Origin of the sequence: Caballeronia udeis (assembly GCF_044909315.1) — a bacterium.
In the GTDB taxonomy this organism is placed as follows: domain Bacteria; phylum Pseudomonadota; class Gammaproteobacteria; order Burkholderiales; family Burkholderiaceae; genus Caballeronia; species Caballeronia udeis_A.
This window is the reverse complement of record NZ_JBIYEB010000005.1, coordinates 212,015-229,890: the sequence shown is the minus strand read 5'-3', so window position 1 is coordinate 229,890 and position 17,876 is coordinate 212,015. Positions and strand designations below refer to the sequence as shown.

General features: G+C 62.0%; 16 protein-coding genes. 3 read left to right on the top strand and 13 right to left on the bottom strand.

What is annotated here, in order from left to right; translation table 11 throughout:
- The first annotated feature begins 357 nt into the window (after positions 1-357).
- Positions 358-1,536 (top strand): LacI family DNA-binding transcriptional regulator, encoded by a 1,179-nt coding sequence (locus tag ABH944_RS10585; RefSeq protein ID WP_404606787.1) that lies wholly within the window; start codon positions 358-360, stop codon positions 1,534-1,536.
- On the opposite strand, the gene ABH944_RS10580 is transcribed toward ABH944_RS10585, so the two are convergent.
- The 13 genes from ABH944_RS10580 to ABH944_RS10520 form a co-directional block, all read right to left on the bottom strand.
- Positions 1,537-2,337: an ATP-binding cassette domain-containing protein gene (locus ABH944_RS10580; protein ID WP_404606786.1), complete on the bottom strand. Its 801-nt coding sequence runs from the start codon at positions 2,335-2,337 to the stop codon at positions 1,537-1,539.
- Positions 2,337-3,338: an ABC transporter permease gene (locus ABH944_RS10575; RefSeq protein WP_404606784.1), complete on the bottom strand. Its 1,002-nt coding sequence runs from the start codon at positions 3,336-3,338 to the stop codon at positions 2,337-2,339. Before ABH944_RS10575 ends, ABH944_RS10580 begins: the two co-directional genes overlap by 1 nt.
- Positions 3,335-4,414: a sugar ABC transporter substrate-binding protein gene (locus tag ABH944_RS10570; protein ID WP_404606958.1), complete on the bottom strand. Its 1,080-nt coding sequence runs from the start codon at positions 4,412-4,414 to the stop codon at positions 3,335-3,337. The genes ABH944_RS10575 and ABH944_RS10570 overlap by 4 nt, the downstream gene beginning before the upstream one ends.
- Positions 4,415-4,953: 539 nt before the next feature.
- Complete coding sequence (locus ABH944_RS10565; protein WP_404606782.1) at positions 4,954-5,679, bottom strand: amino acid ABC transporter ATP-binding protein; 726 nt, start codon at positions 5,677-5,679, stop codon at positions 4,954-4,956.
- A 95-nt stretch (positions 5,680-5,774) separates the two neighbouring features.
- Positions 5,775-6,431: an amino acid ABC transporter permease gene (locus tag ABH944_RS10560; RefSeq protein WP_404606781.1), complete on the bottom strand. Its 657-nt coding sequence runs from the start codon at positions 6,429-6,431 to the stop codon at positions 5,775-5,777.
- Positions 6,428-7,189: an amino acid ABC transporter permease gene (locus ABH944_RS10555; protein WP_404606779.1), complete on the bottom strand. Its 762-nt coding sequence runs from the start codon at positions 7,187-7,189 to the stop codon at positions 6,428-6,430. The genes ABH944_RS10560 and ABH944_RS10555 overlap by 4 nt, the downstream gene beginning before the upstream one ends.
- Before the next feature lie 89 nt (positions 7,190-7,278).
- On the bottom strand, positions 7,279-8,352 hold the full coding sequence (locus tag ABH944_RS10550) for an ABC transporter ATP-binding protein (RefSeq protein WP_404606777.1): 1,074 nt from the start codon (positions 8,350-8,352) through the stop codon (positions 7,279-7,281).
- Between the two features lie 25 nt (positions 8,353-8,377).
- Positions 8,378-9,247: an ABC transporter permease gene (locus ABH944_RS10545; protein ID WP_404606776.1), complete on the bottom strand. Its 870-nt coding sequence runs from the start codon at positions 9,245-9,247 to the stop codon at positions 8,378-8,380.
- Positions 9,244-10,173, bottom strand: coding sequence for an ABC transporter permease (locus ABH944_RS10540; RefSeq protein WP_404606774.1), 930 nt, complete (start codon positions 10,171-10,173; stop codon positions 9,244-9,246). The genes ABH944_RS10545 and ABH944_RS10540 overlap by 4 nt, the downstream gene beginning before the upstream one ends.
- Complete coding sequence (locus ABH944_RS10535) at positions 10,170-11,264, bottom strand: ABC transporter substrate-binding protein (RefSeq protein ID WP_404606772.1); 1,095 nt, start codon at positions 11,262-11,264, stop codon at positions 10,170-10,172. Before ABH944_RS10535 ends, ABH944_RS10540 begins: the two co-directional genes overlap by 4 nt.
- Before the next feature lie 377 nt (positions 11,265-11,641).
- Entirely contained in the window at positions 11,642-12,613 is a 972-nt protein-coding gene (speB, locus tag ABH944_RS10530; RefSeq protein ID WP_404606770.1) for an agmatinase, read from the bottom strand.
- Positions 12,614-12,637: 24 nt separating this feature from the next.
- On the bottom strand, positions 12,638-14,113 hold the full coding sequence (locus tag ABH944_RS10525) for an aldehyde dehydrogenase family protein (protein ID WP_404606768.1): 1,476 nt from the start codon (positions 14,111-14,113) through the stop codon (positions 12,638-12,640).
- Entirely contained in the window at positions 14,110-15,810 is a 1,701-nt protein-coding gene (locus tag ABH944_RS10520; protein ID WP_404606766.1) for a 5-guanidino-2-oxopentanoate decarboxylase, read from the bottom strand. Before ABH944_RS10520 ends, ABH944_RS10525 begins: the two co-directional genes overlap by 4 nt.
- 323 nt (positions 15,811-16,133) lie before the next feature.
- On the opposite strand from ABH944_RS10520, the gene ABH944_RS10515 reads away from it, so the two are divergent.
- A complete protein-coding gene (locus ABH944_RS10515; protein ID WP_404606765.1) occupies positions 16,134-17,009 on the top strand; it encodes a LysR substrate-binding domain-containing protein in 876 nt (291 codons plus the stop codon).
- Between the two features lie 188 nt (positions 17,010-17,197).
- Positions 17,198-17,857: a M24 family metallopeptidase gene (locus ABH944_RS10510; RefSeq protein ID WP_404606764.1), complete on the top strand. Its 660-nt coding sequence runs from the start codon at positions 17,198-17,200 to the stop codon at positions 17,855-17,857.
- Positions 17,858-17,876: the final 19 nt, after the last annotated feature.

The following is a 17,876-nucleotide window of genomic DNA, read 5'->3' as shown; positions in this document are numbered from 1 at the left end:
CCCATCCTTATTGCGTTTTAGAAAACCGACCGCTTTGGCAGCCTGTCGGATCAAGGCTTCCGGGCACGGATTGCCCGGGATGTCCTGGTTTTTACCGCTGCCTTACGTTGGGTTGCATCTCCGATATGTAATCGCTATGCATTTTGAGTCTTTGGTACGTATCCAGATTCAGAGGAATCATGTTTCGTCTTTTTTGATGCTCGATAACATGCTGAATCACAACAACTTCTCCGTAGGTGCCTATTTGCATAGCGCTTACATCGTAGAATAAATCTGCGTGTAGCGTCAAATCGCTATTGCACCTTTAAGGGCAAACACTTACCTTCAGCACACCGCTTACATGCCTCCAGCTTCTTCATGCCAGATTCGAACGATGTCAAGACCGTGCCCGCGAACCCGGTCATTTACGCAGCAGGGGCTCACTCCGACTCCATGTCCATGACGGAGCAACCCTCTCGCTCTCTCTCCGGCTCCGGCGACGAGCCTGTGCTGGCCGACGTCGCGCGGGTGGCCGGCGTGTCCACCGCGACCGTCTCGCGTTACCTGAACGACCCCGGGAAGGTCACCGAGAAAACCCGTGCCCGCGTTCGCGCGGCGATTGCAGAACTCGACTGGGTGCCGAACGCGGCTGCCCGTTCGCTGGTATCGCGGCGTTCCTACACCGTCGGCGCGATTGTCCCGACGCTCGAGCACGAGAAATTCCACCAGCAGTTGCAGGCCTTCCAGGGGCGTCTGGGCGCAGAGGGACTGGCTGTCTTCGTTGCCTGCTCCTCGTATGATCCGGAGGAGGGTTATCGGCTGGCGCGCGGCATGGTGGGGCGTGGTGTCGACGCCATCGCATTGCTGGGCGACAACTATCCCGACGCGCTTTTCGACCTGCTGCGCTCCAGGGGGATACCGTACGTTGTCACGTTCGGCAAGAAGGCGGACAGCGACCACCCGTGCGCGGGATTCGATCATGCGCAGGCCTTTGAGGTCATTACGCGGCGGCTGCTGGAGTTGGGGCATACGCGCTTCGGCGTGATCTTCCAGTCCACCAAACTCAACAACCGCGTGGCGGCGCGTCTGGACGGCATCCATGCGACGCTTGCGGAAAGCGGGCTGGCTCTGAGACCGTCGCATGTGGTGCTGATGGACAACAACTCCAACGTGGGACGCATACCGTTCGCACGCCGGAGCTTCCAGCAGATCATGAGTCATGCGCCCGCGCCGACGGCGATCATTTGCGGGAACGACATCCTCGCGATAGGCGCGTTGCTGGAGGCTGAGGCAATGGGCATAGACGTGCCGGGCACGCTTTCGATTTGCGGCTTCGATGACATCGAGATTGCCGCGCACTCGCGGCCTTCGCTGACGACGGTGCAGGTGCCTGATCGTCGGATTGGAGAGCTGGCTGCGCAATATCTGATCGACAGGATGGCCGGCCGGGAATGCGAACCACCGGCGATGCTGGATGTGTTGTTGGTCGAGCGAGGGTCGACCGGGAAAGCGCCGGGGGGGAGCTGCGGGATAACCGCTTCGTCGGGGAGCGGGTGATTAACCCGCAGCCGTCCGCATGGACCGGTATTCCCGCCTGACAATATCCATCAACTCCGCGACCGACGTGCTCGCGGCTTCCCGCTCATACGTCACGCGGCCGCGCTGCATCAGCATCACGCGATCCGCAATATCGAGCGTCTGGGCGTAGTTGTGCATGATCATGACAATGGATAGTCCCTGCTTTTCTTTCAGCCGCAGGATCAGGTCGATGATCAATCCCGCCTCGCGCGCACCCATTGCAGCCAGCGGTTCGTCCAGCAGCAGAATCCTCGCATTCGAATTAACCGCACGAGCGACGGCAATCGCCTGACGCTGTCCACCTGAAAGCTGCTCGACAGGCAAATCGACCGACGGCACATGCACGCCGATCTCTTCCAGGCATTCCTCGGCACGGTTGCGCATCGCGCGGTTGTTCAACAGGCGAAACGGGCCGCGCCGCACGATCTCCCGATTGAGAAACATGTTGTGATAAATGCTGAGCGAATTCGCCAGCGCGAGGTCCTGGTACACACATTCAATGCCAAGCGACCGGGCGTGATCGACAGAGCGAAGCAGGGTTTCTTCGCCACCTATAAATAACTTGCCGCTGGTCTGCTGATGGAACCCGGTGAGGATCTTGATCAGTGTCGACTTGCCCGCGCCGTTGTCGCCAAGCACCCCCAGAATCTCGCCTTGCCTGAGCGTCAACGACACGCCGTCGAGCGCGGTGACCGCGCCAAAACGTTTGACAATATCTTCGCCTCGCAACACCGGCGTACCTGTTGTTGCCGCCGATGCGGTTGCTGCTGCGTCGGCCATCACAGGTCTCCCTTGCGTGCGAGACGGACGACGTGGATGTTGAAGATCATGGCCGCCAGGATTGCCGCGCCGAGAATCATGTTGAACGTGAAGGCGTTGATGCCGATGAGCGTGAAGCCGTCGTTGAGTATGCCGAGGACCGCTGCGCCAATCAGCCCGCCGATGATCGTGCCCGAGCCGCCGGCGAGCGGCGTGCCGCCGATCACGGCGGCCGCGACCGCCAGGAACATGATCTGGTTGCCGCCTGCCTGAGGATCGATCGAGGTTATCCGGAAGCCTTCCAGGATGCCGGTGAAACCGGCAAGCAGCGCGGCAATCACGAAGTTGCCCATTTTCAGGCGCTTGACGTGAATACCCGCTTCGCTCGCGCCCAGCTGGTTTGCGCCCGCCGCGATGGTATGCAGGCCCCATCGCGTATGGCGAAGCAACACGTGCATGACCGCCGCGATCGCGATCGTCCAGATGATTTCGCTGTAGCCCCAGGCGCCCATGAACGCCGCAAAATTGTCCCCCTCCGGAGGCGACACCGGCGTGCCTCGCGAAATAGTCAGGGTAAATCCATTCACGAAGAACAGCGTGCCGAGCGTGGTGACGAAGGAGGGAATGCGCAGGTACACCGTCACCACGCCGTTGATCACGCCGACCACGCCTGCCGCCAGCACGCCGGCCAGCAACGCGAGCCATGCGGGCGCACCCGCCTCGTTGGCGAAGTGCATGATGAACGGCGCGAACGCGAAGACCATGCCGGCGGAAAGATCGATCTCCCCGCCGATCATCAGCATGATTTCGCCACAGGCAATGATGGCGACCGGCGCGATGAACTGCGAGAGGTTTTCCAGGCTCGCGCTGGTCAGCAGGAAGTCATGGTTGGCCGTCTCGAAGTACGCACCGAGGATCAGCGCGACCGCAAGGATGCGGATCTCGCTGGATCGCTTCAGCGCGCCCGGCCATAACCTTGGGCGCCGGCCACCAGGGCTTGCGTCGGTCACGGGAGTCGTCATCCCTTGATCGCACCCGTACGCGGCACAATCTGCGGTTTCGTGCTCTTGCCTTCATAGCGCGTCTCCGTGTTCAGGTACGGGTCGACCGTACCCTTGGTGACGAACTTCAGGCCCGTGTTGATATTGGCCGGCCCGACCAGTCCCCCCGAGGACAGGAAAACGAAGGCTTCGAGCACGGTATAAAAACCTTGCACGTAAGGTTGCTGATCGATCGTGAAGTCGAGGAAACCGTCGTGGATCAGTTCGACGGTGCGCGGCAACAAATCGAAGCCGCCGCCGTGCACACCCTTGGAAGGCAGGTTCGACTCCTTCATGACCTGGGCGATGCCCTGGGTGCTGCCTGCATCGACGGCGAACATGCCTTTCAAATCCTGATGCCCCAGGTAGAACGACTTGATCTTCGAGAGTTCCTCGTTGACGGTCGCACCGGTCGCAATGGTTTGCGCATCGATTTTCTTGCCTGATTTCTTGATTGCATCGAGTGCACCGTCAAGGCGCGGCTGGATGTTGAGTTGGCCGGGCGTAGCGATAAACAGTCCGACCAGGCCGCTGTCCACCAGACTGACAATGCGCTCGCCCATCTGATAGCCCGACAGATACAGATCCTGGCCTATATACGCGAGGCGGGGGTTGGTGCTGCCGCTGGGGGCATCGGCGTTGTATGCAAATACCGGAATGCCTGCGTCGAGCGCTTTCTGGATCGGTGTGTCGAACGCCTTGGGGTCGACGATAGGCACTGCAATGGCGTCGGCCTTGGCGGCAATGGCCGCGTTGACGGCATTGACCATCTCGGCCACGTCGGCATTGGCCGAGCCGGTCCATTGGTAATCGAAACCGAGCAAGCCGGCGGCGTCCTGAATGCCGTATTGCGTGGGAACGAAGAACGGGTTGGTCGTGACGTGATTGACGAATACGATCTTCCAGCGCTTGTGGGCTGGAAACGGACTGGCTTCCGCGGCTTGCGCCGGTGTGATCGCGCCGCCTAGCAGCGCCAGCGCCGCAGAGAGGCCAGCGCCTTGCAACAAACCGCGACGTACGCTTTGTACTTCACTCAGGTCTTCCCGATCTTGCGCCATGTCCGTCATGTCCGTTCTCCCATTTCGTAGTTTTTGAACACCTCATTGCACCTGACGGCGCGGGCCGGGAAAGCGCCGGTGCCGGGCGTCGCTACGCTCCGTGAAACGCGCATGCTCACGCACACGCACGGTCGAATGACGACGTATCGAAATGCTAGAACAGGCACTTGACCAATTAATCAATGTATACCCTTAACTAGTCGGACTATTTTAAAAAGCGGGTCAAGGGCGAGGGGATCTTCTGCGGCGACCGGAAGCCGCTCAAGAAATAAGAGGTGTGTTGGAAAGTCCAATATTTGGGAACGGCGGGCTTTCAGCCGAGTTGCTCTTCATGTTGATCCACCTTACGGCGGTGCTTTCGAATGGCTGAAAATTCCGGGCGGGGTTGCGTTATTCAGGCGTGTTCGCTTGGCGATTTATAAAAATATGTAGTACTCCGTATATCGTCCGTGCGTTGTTGCCGTAATCAGTTGCTGCTTGCAAAGACAAGTCGAATTCCTGGTCTCGCCGTGGCGATGTTTCCCGAGTCCCGGGGAACATCAATGTAGTATCTTGGCGAGAAAATCCTTCGCGCGATCGGACTTCGGGTTGGCGAAAAAATCTTCCTTCCTGTCGTCCTCGACGATTACGCCCTTGTCCATAAAAATCACGCGGTGCGCGACCTTTCGTGCAAAACCCATTTCGTGAGTGACGCACATCATGGTCATGCCTTCCTGCGCGAGTTCGACCATCACATCGAGCACTTCGTTGATCATCTCGGGGTCGAGTGCCGACGTCGGTTCGTCGAACAGCATCGCGATCGGGTCCATCGACAGCGCACGTGCAATCGCGACGCGCTGCTGCTGACCGCCCGACAGTTGACCCGGAAACTTGTCGGCATGCGCGCTCAGCCCGACGCGGTCCAGCAGTTTTAACGCCTTCACCGCGGCTTCGTCCTTCGAACGGCCAAGGACCTTGATCTGCGCCAACGTCAGGTTTTCAGTGATCGACAGGTGCGGGAACAGTTCGAAGTGCTGGAACACCATGCCCACTTTCGAGCGCAGCTTCGAGAGGTTGGTCTTTCGGTCACCGACCGACTGGCCGTCGATCGTGATCGCACCTTGCTGGAACGGCTCAAGGCCGTTCACCGCCTTGATCAGGGTGGACTTGCCCGAACCCGACGGACCGCACACCACGACCACTTCGCCTTTCTTGACTTCTGTCGTGCAGCCGGTCAGCACCTGGAAAGGCCCGTACCACTTCGAAACATTGTTGATTGAGATCATCGTGAAATCCATTCCTGGTTGGGCTTCGTGGAAAAAAACCACGTAGTCGAGGCGGCATGGTCATGTCTCCGGCGACAGAGTCACCGGTGCTTGTGTCACCGGCGCGCCTGCGCGTGTTGCAACTGCTGCAGCCGCCGCGCATACAGCGTCAGCGGGAAGCACATGGCGAAATACAGCAGGGCGACCATTCCGTAGATCGGAAACGGGCGGAATGCGGTATTGCTGATCATCGAGCCGGTCTTCGTCAGTTCGATGAATCCAATGATCGACGTCAATGCGGTGCTCTTGACTACCTGCACCAGAAAACCGACCGTCGGCGCGACCGCGATCTTTCTCGCCTGCGGCCACACGATATAGCGCAACTGCTGGCCAAACGTCATGCCAAGACTCGCGCCTGCGGCCCATTGGCCGCGCGGCACCGCTTCAACGCAACCGCGCCAGATGTCGGCGAGATAGGCGCTGGTATAGAGCGTCAGCGTCACAGTGGCGGCAACCCACGGCGACACTTCCACGCCCAGCAACGGCAGGCCGAAGAACGCGAGGAACAGCTGCATCACCAGCGGCGTGCCCTGGAATAGCTCGACATACAGCGAGACCACACGCCGCAGCCAAGGCAAAGGCGACACGCGCATTGCGAGCAGCACGAGCCCGACGGCACCGCCGCAGACGAAAGCGATCAGCGACAGCAACACGGTCCAGCGCGCGGCGAGCAGCAGATTGCGCGCGATATCCCACAGCGTGAATTCGGTCATTGTGGGCGCTCCGTTGCCAGCGTCTGCGAGCGACGCCCGCCGAACCACCGGGACCACCGATTACGCCAGCTGGACCGCACAACCGGCGTGCGTGCCGAGCGTCCCGCAAAGAGCCCCCGTCCCAGCCGGTTCAGCAGTTGGCGCAAGACGATCGACAGGAACAGATAGGTCGCGGTGACGATCAGGTAGCTTTCGAACGAGCGGAAGTTACGCGACTGGATGAAGGCGGCCGCCGACGTCAGGTCGGGCACGGAGATCTGAGAGACCACGGCGGAACCGAGCATCGCGATCAGCACCTGGCCCAGGAGCGCTGGAAACACATTGGCGAGCGCCTGCGGCAGCACCACGTGGCGGAACACCTGGCGTCCCTGCAAGCCCAGCGCCTGCGCTGCCTGCACCTGTCCACGCGGAATCGAGTCGATGCCCGCGCGGACGATTTCGGTCGCATAGGCGCCTAGATTGACTGTCATCGCGAGGATTGCAGCTTGCATTTCGTTGATATGGATGCCGAGACCCGGCAACCCGAAAAACACAAAGAACAGCTGCACGAGGAACGGCGTGTTGCGTATCAGCTCGACGTACGCCGCGATCAGCGTCCGGGCCCACCGGGGACCGGCGACGCCGATGCTCGCGCCTGCGATACCGACGAAGCCGCCGAGTACCGTCGATACAGCAGTGAGCCAGAGAGTGACGGCGACGCCCCGCGCGAGCATGCCCGCGTAGATGCCAAAGCCGCTGAAATCGAACACGTAGGTCATGGCGGGTTGCTCATGGTCAGGTGAGGGCGATCGAATTGAAAAAGCGTTGAATGAACCTGGCTCAATGAAGCCGGCTCAATGAACCTGGCTCAATGAAGCGGGCGCGCCGCGATCAGCTTGCAGGCGTGCGCGGGCAATTCGGCCAGCACGGGCATGCCGAGCGTGAGGCCGGGCGTTTCGCGCTGCGTGGTGGCTGCTGTCAGCGTGAACCCGGCGCAGTCGATCGTCGCTTCCAGCGTGGCGCCGACGTCGCGGATAAACGTGACCGTACCGGCGAGGCAGTTAGGACCACTGGTGGTCGAGACGTGCTTCACGCAGACATCTTCGGGACGGATCAGCAGGCGGATGTCCGCCGTGGATTCCGGCGCCCATACGCGATCAGCCACGACGATCTGCTGGCCGCCCGGCAGCTGCACGCCTCCGCGTCCGTCATGCGTGACCGGAAGGATGTTGCCGAGCCCGATGAAGTCGGCGACGAACTCGCTGACCGGGTTCCGGTAGATGTCGAGTGGCTTGCCAACCTGCGCAATGCGGCCTTTTTCCATCACGACGATCTCGTCCGCCATTGTCATTGCTTCGCGCTGATCGTGCGTGACCATGATCGTCGTGATGCCAAGGCGCTGCTGCAGCAGGCGGATTTCGACCTGCATCGCTTCGCGCAGCTTGGCGTCGAGTGCGGAGAGCGGTTCATCGAGCAGCAACAGTTTCGGCGACGACGCTATTGCCCGCGCGATCGCCACGCGTTGACGCTGTCCCCCGGACAGTTGGGTGACCGGCCGGTTCGCCATGTGCGGCAGCTGGATCAGTTCGAGCAGTTCAGCGACGCGGCGCCCTTGTGCAGCCTTGCCCATTTTCCGAAGCCGCAGCGGGTACGCGATATTTTCGGCCACGCTCATGTGCGGAAACAGCGCCAGCGACTGGAACACCATGCCGAAGTAGCGCTGGTTCGCCGGCAAGTGGGTGATGTCGCGGCCCGCGAAAGTCACGCTGCCGGAGCTCGGTGTCTCGAGCCCCGCGATCATGCGCAGCAAGGTTGTCTTGCCACAGCCGGACGGGCCGAGAAAGCAGACCAGCTTGCCGTCCGGGACGCTGAGGTCGACGTGGTCGACAGCGTATGCGGTGTTGAAGCGCTTGGTCACGGCCTGGAGTGTCAGATGAGTCATGATGTTTCCTTGAATTCTTGCGTGCTCAGAGCGCGACACCTTCGTCGCCAATCAGTTTTTCAAGTAGCCATATCAGCGCAAAGTCGATGGCAACAATAAAGACGGCAAACGAAAACACGGTCGGGTCGAGCGACGACACCGTGCGGCTGTAGAGCCACACCGGCAGCGTCATCGTGTTGATGCCGTACAGGAAGAACGTCACCGTGAACTCGTTGAACGAGATGATGAACGCGAACAGCATGCCGGCCAGGATGCCGGGGCGCATCAGCGGCAACACCACATCGAACATGGCGCGGCGCGGGCTCGCACCCATCACGCAAGCGGCTTCCTCGAACTCCGGGCCGATCGATGCCGCCGACGCCGCGCAGTTCTTCACCGTGAACGGCAGTGCGAGAATCACGTGCGCAATGATGAGCCGGAACACGCCGAGTTCCACGGGCAGTACGTTGAAGACCAGCAGCAGCGACAGCCCGAGCATCACCAGCGGGTAGACAAGCGGCAGCGCGACGAGCTGTTCGACGGCCGACTTGCCTCGAAAGCGGTAGCGGCTCAGCGCATACGCGGCGGGCACCGAGACCAGCGTCGCGATGATCATCGTCGACACCGCGACGATCAGGCTCGTCGTCAGCGCAGTACCCATGGAAAGCACGTCGCTTGCATCGGGCGAGACGAAGCTGTGCCATGCCGCGCGATACCACTGGAGGCTGTAGCCGGGTGGCGGGAATTCCAGCGTGTCCGACGCGCTGAACGACATCAGGATCATCGTCAGGATCGGCAGCGCGGCAAGGAACAGGACAATGCCCGCGAGCAACGCCGCAGGCCTGCCGAGCTTGCCCGGCATGGTCGCGGGCAGGAGCCGTGCGCGCGTTGGGAGCGAATTGACGGGGGTGCTCATGCGGATGGCTCCTTGAGACGTTGGGTGCGGCGCACGAGGCTCTGCGAGATCGCCATGACGGTGAGCGTGGCGACCATCAGCACCACGCCCGAGGCGGAGGCCGCCGGCCAGTTCAGCAGCGGCGAGACCTCGTCATGCACCAGCACGGCGAGCATGGGCACGCGCCGGCCGCCGAGCAGCAGCGGTACCGCAAACGCGCTTGCGTTGTAAGCGAACACGAGCAGCGCGCCTGAAACAAGCCCGGGCATCGCGAGCGGCAACATGATGTGACGCAGCGTCTGCCAGCGCGTTGCACCGAGCGTTGCAGCGGCTTCCTCGTACGAAAGCGACACGGCGCGCATTGCACTGGACAATGGCAGCACGGCGAGTGGAAACGCGGTCTGGATCAAGCCAAGCAGCACGCCATGCTCACGATAAAGCCATTGCATCGGACGCTGGATCACACCGCCTGCGAGCAACGCGTGATTGAGCAAACCTGCCGGGCCGAGGATCACGAGCCAGCCATAGCCTTGCAGCAGCAGATTGACGAGCAGCGGCAACAGCACGCCCGCCAGCAGCAAGCGCCGCGCGAGCCGCGACTCGGTGTGCGCCATCGCAAGCGCGACCGGAATCGCCAGCAGCACCGCGCACACCATGCTCTGGAACGCGAGCCGCAGCGTAAGCCACAGCGCCTTCAGGAAATACGAATCGGCCAGGTTCGCGTAGTTCTGCAGCGTGAACCCGTGCCACTCGTCGCCCTGCGTGCCGAAGCTCATGCGCAGGACCACGAGGGCCGCCGCCGCGAGCACCGCGAGAAACGCGAGGATCGGGGCGAGCAGCAGCCACGGCCGTGCACGGGCGAGCGTGGCTTCGGATCCGGGGGCAACCGGCTGGTCCGGCGCCCCCGGGCCGGCGCGCTGCGTAGAGAGCTCAGCCATCGCGGTCATGCCGAGAAGATCTCGGTGTAGCGCTTGATCCACGCGGCCTGTACCACGGCGAGTGACTTGTCGTCGTGCAGGACGGACTTCTCCGCGATCTGCTTCGGGCTCGGCACGAACCTGAGGCTCTCGGCGGGAATGACGGCCTTCGAATTCACCGGGCCGTTCAGCACGTCAGCGGCCATCCGGCCTTGCACCCCTGCATCGAGCGAATGGTTGATGAACGCGTGAATCAGGTCGAGATCGCCGGGGTGCGATTTAGGAATCACCGTGAACATCAGCTGCGTGGCGAAGCCTTCCTTCATGCCGTACGTCACGCCCATCTTGTATTCGGGTTTCCTGATCTGGTCGGGAAAGAACGCGGGCGAATAGATGCCGCCGATATCGAGCGAGCCCGTGCGAAACAGATCGGCGACCTGATTCGGATTCTCGCCGAGCGTCATCACGCGGTCCTTCAGTTCCGTGAGCTTCTTGAAACCCGGATCGATGTTCTGCTGCGAACCGCCCGACATTTTTGCAGCAATGATCGCCAGGTCGACCGCCTCGGCAAACTCGGGCGGCGGCAAGAACAGGCGACCTGCATATTTGGGATCCCACAGCGCTTCATACGACGAAGGCGGCGTCTTGATGGTCGACGTGTTGTAGATCAGTCCGTCGGACCATAACAAGTAGCCGACACCAAAACCGTCCGCGCCGGTTCTATACCGCGCCTCCACGTCCTTGAGGTTCGGCAGCTTGTCGAGGTCGGGCTTGATGAGCAGGCCGGCATCGCCGAGACCGGAGGCGCCTACGCCCGCGAGCGTGATCACGTCGTAGGTGGGGCGGTCGCCCGCGGCCTTCACCTTGGCGACCATGCCGGAGGTGCCGTCCGCGCGGTCTGCAATCACCTTTGCACCGGTTTTTGCCGTGAATGTGGCCGCTATATTGTGCAGCGCGGCCGTGCCGGTATCGTCTGACCAGGTCAGCAGACGTAGTGTCTTACCCGAGAAATTGTGTTCCTGGGCTCTGAGGTTGAGGAACGGCGCCGGCAGCGCGGACGCTGCGAGGGCTGCGCCGATCGTCTTGAAGGCTTGCCGCCGTCCTGTGCTGAATTTTTTCATCGCCGACTCCGTGAGTGATTAAGTGAGATGTCCGACCTACGCGCCGGGTGAACGGTCGAATTCGTTTGCATTCGTCCGTATTTGTCCGTATTTGTCCGTGCATGAAAAATGTTAGGAGCGCAAAATAGCCATCACAATCGATATATCGTCATGTCTGCCATGATGAAAGCGCATGGCTCCGTTGCTTTATCGCTGGCTTTTAGAGGTGGCGGCATGCCGCACGTGCATGGGAAGCCGCTGGTCACGCAACGGCGGCGCCGTCTGGTAAGGGAAGCGTAATCCGGAAGACGGAGCACGCGCCGGCGGCCAAAAAGCAGACGAAAAAAGCAGACGAAAAAAGCAGACGAAAAAAGCAGGCGAAAAACACACGCAGAAGCCTACGTCCGGTACTTCACCTTCGGCAGCACGCATAACATTTCATACAGCAGGTTCGCGCCGACCAGCGCGGTGTTGCCGGACGGGTCGTACGGCGGTGAAATCTCGACCAGGTCGCATCCCACGATATCCAGCCCCCGGCAGCCGCGGATGATTTCAAGCGCTTGCCAGATCGTCAGGCCGCCGATTTCCGGCGTGCCCGTGCCGGGCGCAAAGCTTGGGTCCAGACCGTCGATGTCGAAGCTCAGGTACACCGGGCCATCGCCCAGTTTCGCGCGCACCTCGTCCATGACCGGCGCGACCGATTTGTACCAGCACTCCTCGGCCTGCACGACTCGTATGCCGTGCGAGCGCGACCAGTCGAAATCCCCCGCCGTATAGCCGGTGCCGCGAAGGCCGATCTGCGCGACGCGGTTGCCATCGATCAGACCTTCTTCTATCGCCCGCCGAAACGGCGTGCCGTGAGCGATCTTCTCGCCGAACATGGTGTCGTTCACGTCCGCGTGCGCGTCGACATGAACCACGCCGACCGGGCCGTATTTCTTCTTCATCGCGCGCAGGATGGGCAGCACGATCGTATGGTCGCCGCCCATCGTGAGCGGCACGCAGCCAGCGCCAAGGATTTCGTCATACGCTTCGGTGACGATGTCCATGCTCTTCTGCAGATTGAACGTGTTGATCGCGACGTCGCCTATGTCGGCGACCTGGATGCTGTCGAACGGCGCCGCGCGGGTCGCCATGTTGTACGGGCGCAGCAGGCACGATTCGGCCCGGATCGAGCGCGGACCGAAGCGTGCGCCCGCCCGGTTCGAAGTGCCGGTGTCAAGCGGCACGCCGACGAAACAGGCATCGAGCCCCTCGGCCGATGTCGCGCTCGGCAGGCGCATCATCGTCGCCGGTCCCGCGAAGCGCGGCATCTGGTTACCGCCTAGCGGCTGGTTGAAAGCGTTGCCGGAATGGTTATCGTGCTTCATCGCAAATCCTTTTGAGTAGGCGGGCTAGCTGGCCTGACGACGCGTCAGCACCTGCTTGATTTCCTGGAAGGCGGCGAGCCCGAACGGACCCAGTTCCCGCCCGATACTGCTGCGTTTGTAGCCGCCCCACGACGTCTGCGGATAGATCAGTTGCGGCGTGTTGACCCACACCACGCCGGCCGCAAGCGCACGAGCGACCCGTTCGCCGCGAGCTTCATCGGCGGTGACGACGGTCGCCACCAGCCCGTAGTCGCTGTCATTGGCCAGGTCGACGCCTTGCTCTTCAGTGTCGAATGCGCGCACGCACAGGACCGGGCCGAAGATCTCGTCACGCCATAAAGCGCTCGTCAGCAGCACGTCGGTAAAAATGGTCGGCGCAATGAAAAACCCCTGCTCCGGTGCGCCGGCTGGCCGGCCGCCACCCGTGACGAGCCGTGCACCGTCCGCAATACCTTGTTCAATATGGCCGCGCACGCGGTCGAGTTGGGCACGGCTCACAAGCGGCCCCATCCGCACGTCAGGCGCGAACGGGTCGCCGACGACGATCCGCTCTGCGCGCTCGACCAGCCTCGCCAGCAAGGTCGGCAAGAGTTCACGCGCCACCAGCACGCGGCTCGTCGCCGAACACATCTGGCCGCTGTTGAAGAAACCCCCCGCTTCGACGAGGTCGACTGCGAGGTCGAGATCCGCATCGTCGAACACGATGATCGACGACTTGCCCCCGAGTTCGAGACTCACGCCCTTGAGCGTGTCGGTGGCGGTCTTTATTACCGTCTGGCCGACACTCGTGCTGCCGGTAAACGATATTTTCGCGACCCCTGGATGGGCCACGAGTGGCGCGCCTACGTCCGCACCGGTGCCCGTCACCGCGTTGAAAACGCCCGCCGGCAAGCCGGCCGATGCGATCACCGAGGCCAGTTCGAGTTCAGGCAGCGGCGTGATCTCGGAGGGTTTGAGCACGACCGTGCAGCCTGCCGCGAGCGCCGGGGCTAACTTCCATGCCGTGGTTACCATCGGGAAATTCCACGGCACGATGAGCGCGGCCACGCCTGCGGGTTCGCGGAGAATCCGCGCACGGTGCCCGATGCCGGGGATGCGGACTTCGGCACCGCTCATGTCATCCAGTTGTTCGGCCAGTTGAGCGTAATAGCTGAATGTCGCGATGACATCATCGACGTCCATGTGCGCTTCCGCTTGCGGCTTGCCGTTATTAAGCGATTGCAGCATCACGAGACGCTCGCGCCGCACGTCCACTTCCGCCGCGATCGCTCGCAGGCAGACTGCACGCTCGGCGCCGGTCGTATGCCGCCACGTACGAAACGCGCGAGCCGCGCACGCTACCGCCCGTTCCACGTCGGGCAGGGTGCCCGCGGCCACGTCGGCCAGGCAGCTTCCGGTCGCAGGGTTAACCACGGCAATGGTACGGCCCAGTTCGCCGTCGACCCAGCGGCCATCTATATAAAGCTGCGTCAGGAACCGAGTGTCGTTCGGCGCGCTCATGCCGGGGCTCCCGGGACGTGGTCGAACCACTTCTGTTCGTCGATTTCGATCAACGTAGGTACGTGGCGCCCCGCAGCCTGCTTCAGTTCATCGGCAAGCGCCGCAGGCGTATGGGCCGATGCGGCGCAGCAGCCGAAACCGCGTGCCAGCGCAAGGAAGTCAGGCGTGTAGATGTCGACCCCGATTGGCTCGATATCGCGCTCAACCATGTACCTCTTGATTTCGGCATAACCCCGGTTGTTCCAGAGCAGCACGATCACCGGTACAGCAGCTTCAACCGCGCTCGCCAGTTCAGGCAGCGTGAACTGCAGGCCGCCGTCGCCGATCAGGCAGATCACGGGCCGGTTGCCCGACGCAAGCCGCGCGCCGATCGCAGCCGGCAAACCGTAGCCCAGCGTGCCGTAGCCGGTCGAGGAGTTGAACCACGACCTGGGCGAGGACGCTTCGAAGACGAAATTACCGGCGTAGACGGGGCGCGTTGAATCACCCACGACGATCGCATCGGGTAGGGTATTCAATACGGTGTCGAAGAGCGCGGCCTGCGAGCGGATCGGTGCGTCGTAACCGGCATTGATCGCGGCACGCACGGTACGCACGCGCGACGCGCCCCAGTCGTCCACGCGCGGCGGCAACGGGCGTGTGGCGAGTCTTTGGTCCAGCGCGGCAAGCACGAGTTTTGAGTCGGCGGCAATCGCCACATCAGGTCGGAAATTACGCATGACCTGCTGAGCGTCGATATCGATCCTGATCAGCTTGCCGTCTATGGCAAAGCCGTTATCGAACACCACGTCGTAGTCCGTCTCGCCTAGTTCGGTGCCGACCGCAAGCACGACATCGGCCTCACGCACCAGCGCGCGCGTCGCGGCGAGCGACTGGGTCGAGCCGATCGACAACTCATGGCCGCGCGGCAATAGCCCCTTCGCGTTGATCGTAAGCGCCACTGGCGCCTGCAGGCGTTCGGCCAGCGCGCGCAATTCGGGGGCGGCCCCGGCAGCGCCGCCGCCGGCCAGGATCAGCGGGTGGCGCGCGGTGGCGAGCAAGGCGCTCGCCTCGTCGAGGGCGGCTGGTGCGCCGGCGGGCTTCGAGGGCAGCACTGCCACGCCGGATGCCGTGTCCTGTGCCGGCGCGACGATCACGTCGAGCGGAATCTCGATGTGAACCGGCCGCGGCCGCGCGGTCTCGAACACCGCGAACGCGCGGGCCAGGACTTGCGGTAGTTCGTCAGCGTCGAGCAACGTGTGGGAGAACGCGGTGAGCCCGGCGAATACGTCTCGCTGCGATGGCAGCTCGTGCAGGCGGCCAGTTCCTCCGCCCAGTTGGCGCGTGGTGTTGACGCTGGAAATCACGAGCATGGGGATCGAATCGGCATAAGCCTGCGCCATCGCGGTCGCGATATTCGTCATGCCCGGTCCGGTGATGATGAAGCACACACCGGGTTTTCCCGTGACCCGCGCATAGCCGTCCGCCATGAAGCCAGCGCCCTGCTCGTGGCGAGGGGTGACGTGGCGCAGCATCGACGTTGCCAGTCCACGGTACAGCTCGACGGTATGGACACCGGGGATGCCGAACACCAGTTCAACGCCATAGTGCCCGAGCAGCTTCACGAGCGCTTCGCCACAGGTCTGTGTGGCGACGGGCCGGGGCGGGCGGTGTCCGCTCACGTGACCGAAAAGCGAGATATTTTCAGGCGAATTCATGAGGCTCCTGCGGATTGATCCGTTTGATGCGTTGCCGGCACATGCCTTTCTCCGGAGGGTGCGTGTTGATGCATTCTTGGTGCATGGCGCGTGAACGGCAATCGATGAATTTGCATGCGCGCCATGTTCCTGGCTCATGGGCTTATTCATGGGCTCATTCATGGGCCTATCCGGGGGAGCAGTGCTTTCAGGAGACGCGGGGAGCGGGATTCGGTGTATTTCGGTGTATATATGCAGGCTTGGACCCCTGTATAAATAGAACCCTCTGGCCGGCAAGCACACCCGGCAGTCATGATTTTTTCAAATGCACGAAGGGAACGAAAATGCGCCGCCTGCCGCCGCTGAATGCACTGCAAATCTTCGAAACGGTTGCGCGTCACCGCAGTTTCACGCGCGCCGCCGATCACCTCTGTCTGACGCAAGGCGCCGTGAGCCGCCAGATCCTGACGTTGGAGGAGTACTACGGTTTTCCGCTGTTCACGCGGCACTCGAAGGGGCTCGCGCTGACGAACGAAGGCGAGCAGCTATTGCCGACCGTGAAAGAGAGCTTCTCGCGGATCGAGGAGATTTCGCTGCGGCTGACCCGGCAGCGTACCGACCTCGCCCTGAAGGTACCCACCTGCCTGATGCGCTGGATCCTGCCGAAGATCATGCGCTTCCAGGCCGAGTGCCCCGAGATCCAGTTGCAGCTCACGACCACTTGGCAGCACGACGTCGATTTCCAGGTCGAGCTGTTCGACGCGGCGATCATTTATGGCTCGTCCCCCGGCGTGGACGTTCACTCGATTGCGCTTTTCGACGAGCAACTGACACCTGTGTGCGCGCCTTCGTTGCTGGAGGAAAAACCGCTCGACAAGGTGGCCGATCTTGCCCGGCATACGCTGCTGCACCCGACCCGCGACCATCGCGACTGGAAGATGTGGCTAGCCCACGCCCAGGCGCCCGAGATCAATGCCGACCTTGGGCAGAGTTTCGAGACGCTCGACCTTGCGACGAACGCGGCGACGCAAGGTTTTGGCGTCGCGATCAGTGACTGCTCGCTCGTGAGTGAGGATGTTGCGTCAAGGCGCCTCACGATGCCGTTCGACATCGTGCTCACGACGGGCGCCCGCTATTACTTCGTCTACCCGGATTGCCTCGCGCAACAGAACAAGGTGAACCTGTTTCGCGAGTGGCTCGGGGCGAATGGAGAGGGCTGACGACGCGAGGTCCCGGTTATTGGAGCGCACGGTTCAAGTCAATCCGGGCGTGCGCGGCCTCCGCGTAGAATATGAGCACGATGCCGCGGGAAAACATACCGTTCCGCGTCCGCCTCAAGGTGCGGAAATGGACTTTCACCGTGGTCATCAATATATTTATACGAATATAACGAAGCTGGAGAGATTGAGTGAGCACCGACACGCAACAAGCAGTGGGCGAGAAATTCGTTCTCGAATCGATGCATTACGCGCGGGACAGGACGTGGGAGGTCGTCGAGCAAGTGGCGGCCAGGATTGAACCCGGCATGCTCGAGTCGGAAGCGGTGACCGAGTGCAAGCAGGTCCTGCAGGAACTGGGGATGGAGCGCATCTGGCATCCCATCCTGATCCGGTTTGGAGAAAACACCTTGCGCACGTTCAAGCAACGTTCCGAGGGAGATCCGCGCCTGAAAGACGACGACATCTTCTTTGTCGATCTTGGCGTGGTCTGGAAAGGGCATGAAGGCGATGCGGGCACAACCTTCGTTGTCGGTGCGGACGCTGAGATGAAGGCGTGCGCGGACGCGGCAAAGACTGTCTTTGACGAGGTCGAACATCATTGGCGAACTACAGGGGCCGGCGGCAAGGCCTTGTATGACCATGCAGCGGAGCGTGCTTCGGCGCTTGGGTGGAAACTGAACCTCGACATCAAAGGGCATCGCGTGAGCGACTTCCCGCACGCCATCTTCAAGGCGGGCAATCTCGGGAATTTCGAGCCGCAGCCGGAAGCCGGGCTCTGGATCCTGGAGATCCAGCTCGCTCATCCCACCAGGCCGTTCGGCTCGTTCTACGAAGACCTGCTTGCCTGAGTCGTCTTGGCGAAGGGAA

Bases quoted from the DNA above. Each gene is read 5' to 3' on its own strand.
- ABH944_RS10570 (WP_404606958.1), bottom strand. From the start codon at position 4,414: ATGGCGCAAGATCGGGAAGACCTGAGTGAAGTACAAAGCGTACGTCGC.
- ABH944_RS10585 (WP_404606787.1), top strand. From the start codon at position 358: ATGCCAGATTCGAACGATGTCAAGACCGTGCCCGCGAACCCGGTCATT.
- ABH944_RS10575 (WP_404606784.1), bottom strand. From the start codon at position 3,338: ATGACGACTCCCGTGACCGACGCAAGCCCTGGTGGCCGGCGCCCAAGG.
- ABH944_RS10520 (WP_404606766.1), bottom strand. From the start codon at position 15,810: ATGAATTCGCCTGAAAATATCTCGCTTTTCGGTCACGTGAGCGGACAC.
- ABH944_RS10565 (WP_404606782.1), bottom strand. From the start codon at position 5,679: ATGATCTCAATCAACAATGTTTCGAAGTGGTACGGGCCTTTCCAGGTG.
- ABH944_RS10515 (WP_404606765.1), top strand. From the start codon at position 16,134: ATGCGCCGCCTGCCGCCGCTGAATGCACTGCAAATCTTCGAAACGGTT.
- speB (WP_404606770.1), bottom strand. From the start codon at position 12,613: ATGAAGCACGATAACCATTCCGGCAACGCTTTCAACCAGCCGCTAGGC.
- ABH944_RS10580 (WP_404606786.1), bottom strand. From the start codon at position 2,337: ATGGCCGACGCAGCAGCAACCGCATCGGCGGCAACAACAGGTACGCCG.
- ABH944_RS10550 (WP_404606777.1), bottom strand. From the start codon at position 8,352: ATGACTCATCTGACACTCCAGGCCGTGACCAAGCGCTTCAACACCGCA.
- ABH944_RS10535 (WP_404606772.1), bottom strand. From the start codon at position 11,264: ATGAAAAAATTCAGCACAGGACGGCGGCAAGCCTTCAAGACGATCGGC.
- ABH944_RS10555 (WP_404606779.1), bottom strand. From the start codon at position 7,189: ATGACCTACGTGTTCGATTTCAGCGGCTTTGGCATCTACGCGGGCATG.
- ABH944_RS10525 (WP_404606768.1), bottom strand. From the start codon at position 14,113: ATGAGCGCGCCGAACGACACTCGGTTCCTGACGCAGCTTTATATAGAT.
- ABH944_RS10545 (WP_404606776.1), bottom strand. From the start codon at position 9,247: ATGAGCACCCCCGTCAATTCGCTCCCAACGCGCGCACGGCTCCTGCCC.
- ABH944_RS10540 (WP_404606774.1), bottom strand. From the start codon at position 10,173: ATGACCGCGATGGCTGAGCTCTCTACGCAGCGCGCCGGCCCGGGGGCG.
- ABH944_RS10560 (WP_404606781.1), bottom strand. From the start codon at position 6,431: ATGACCGAATTCACGCTGTGGGATATCGCGCGCAATCTGCTGCTCGCC.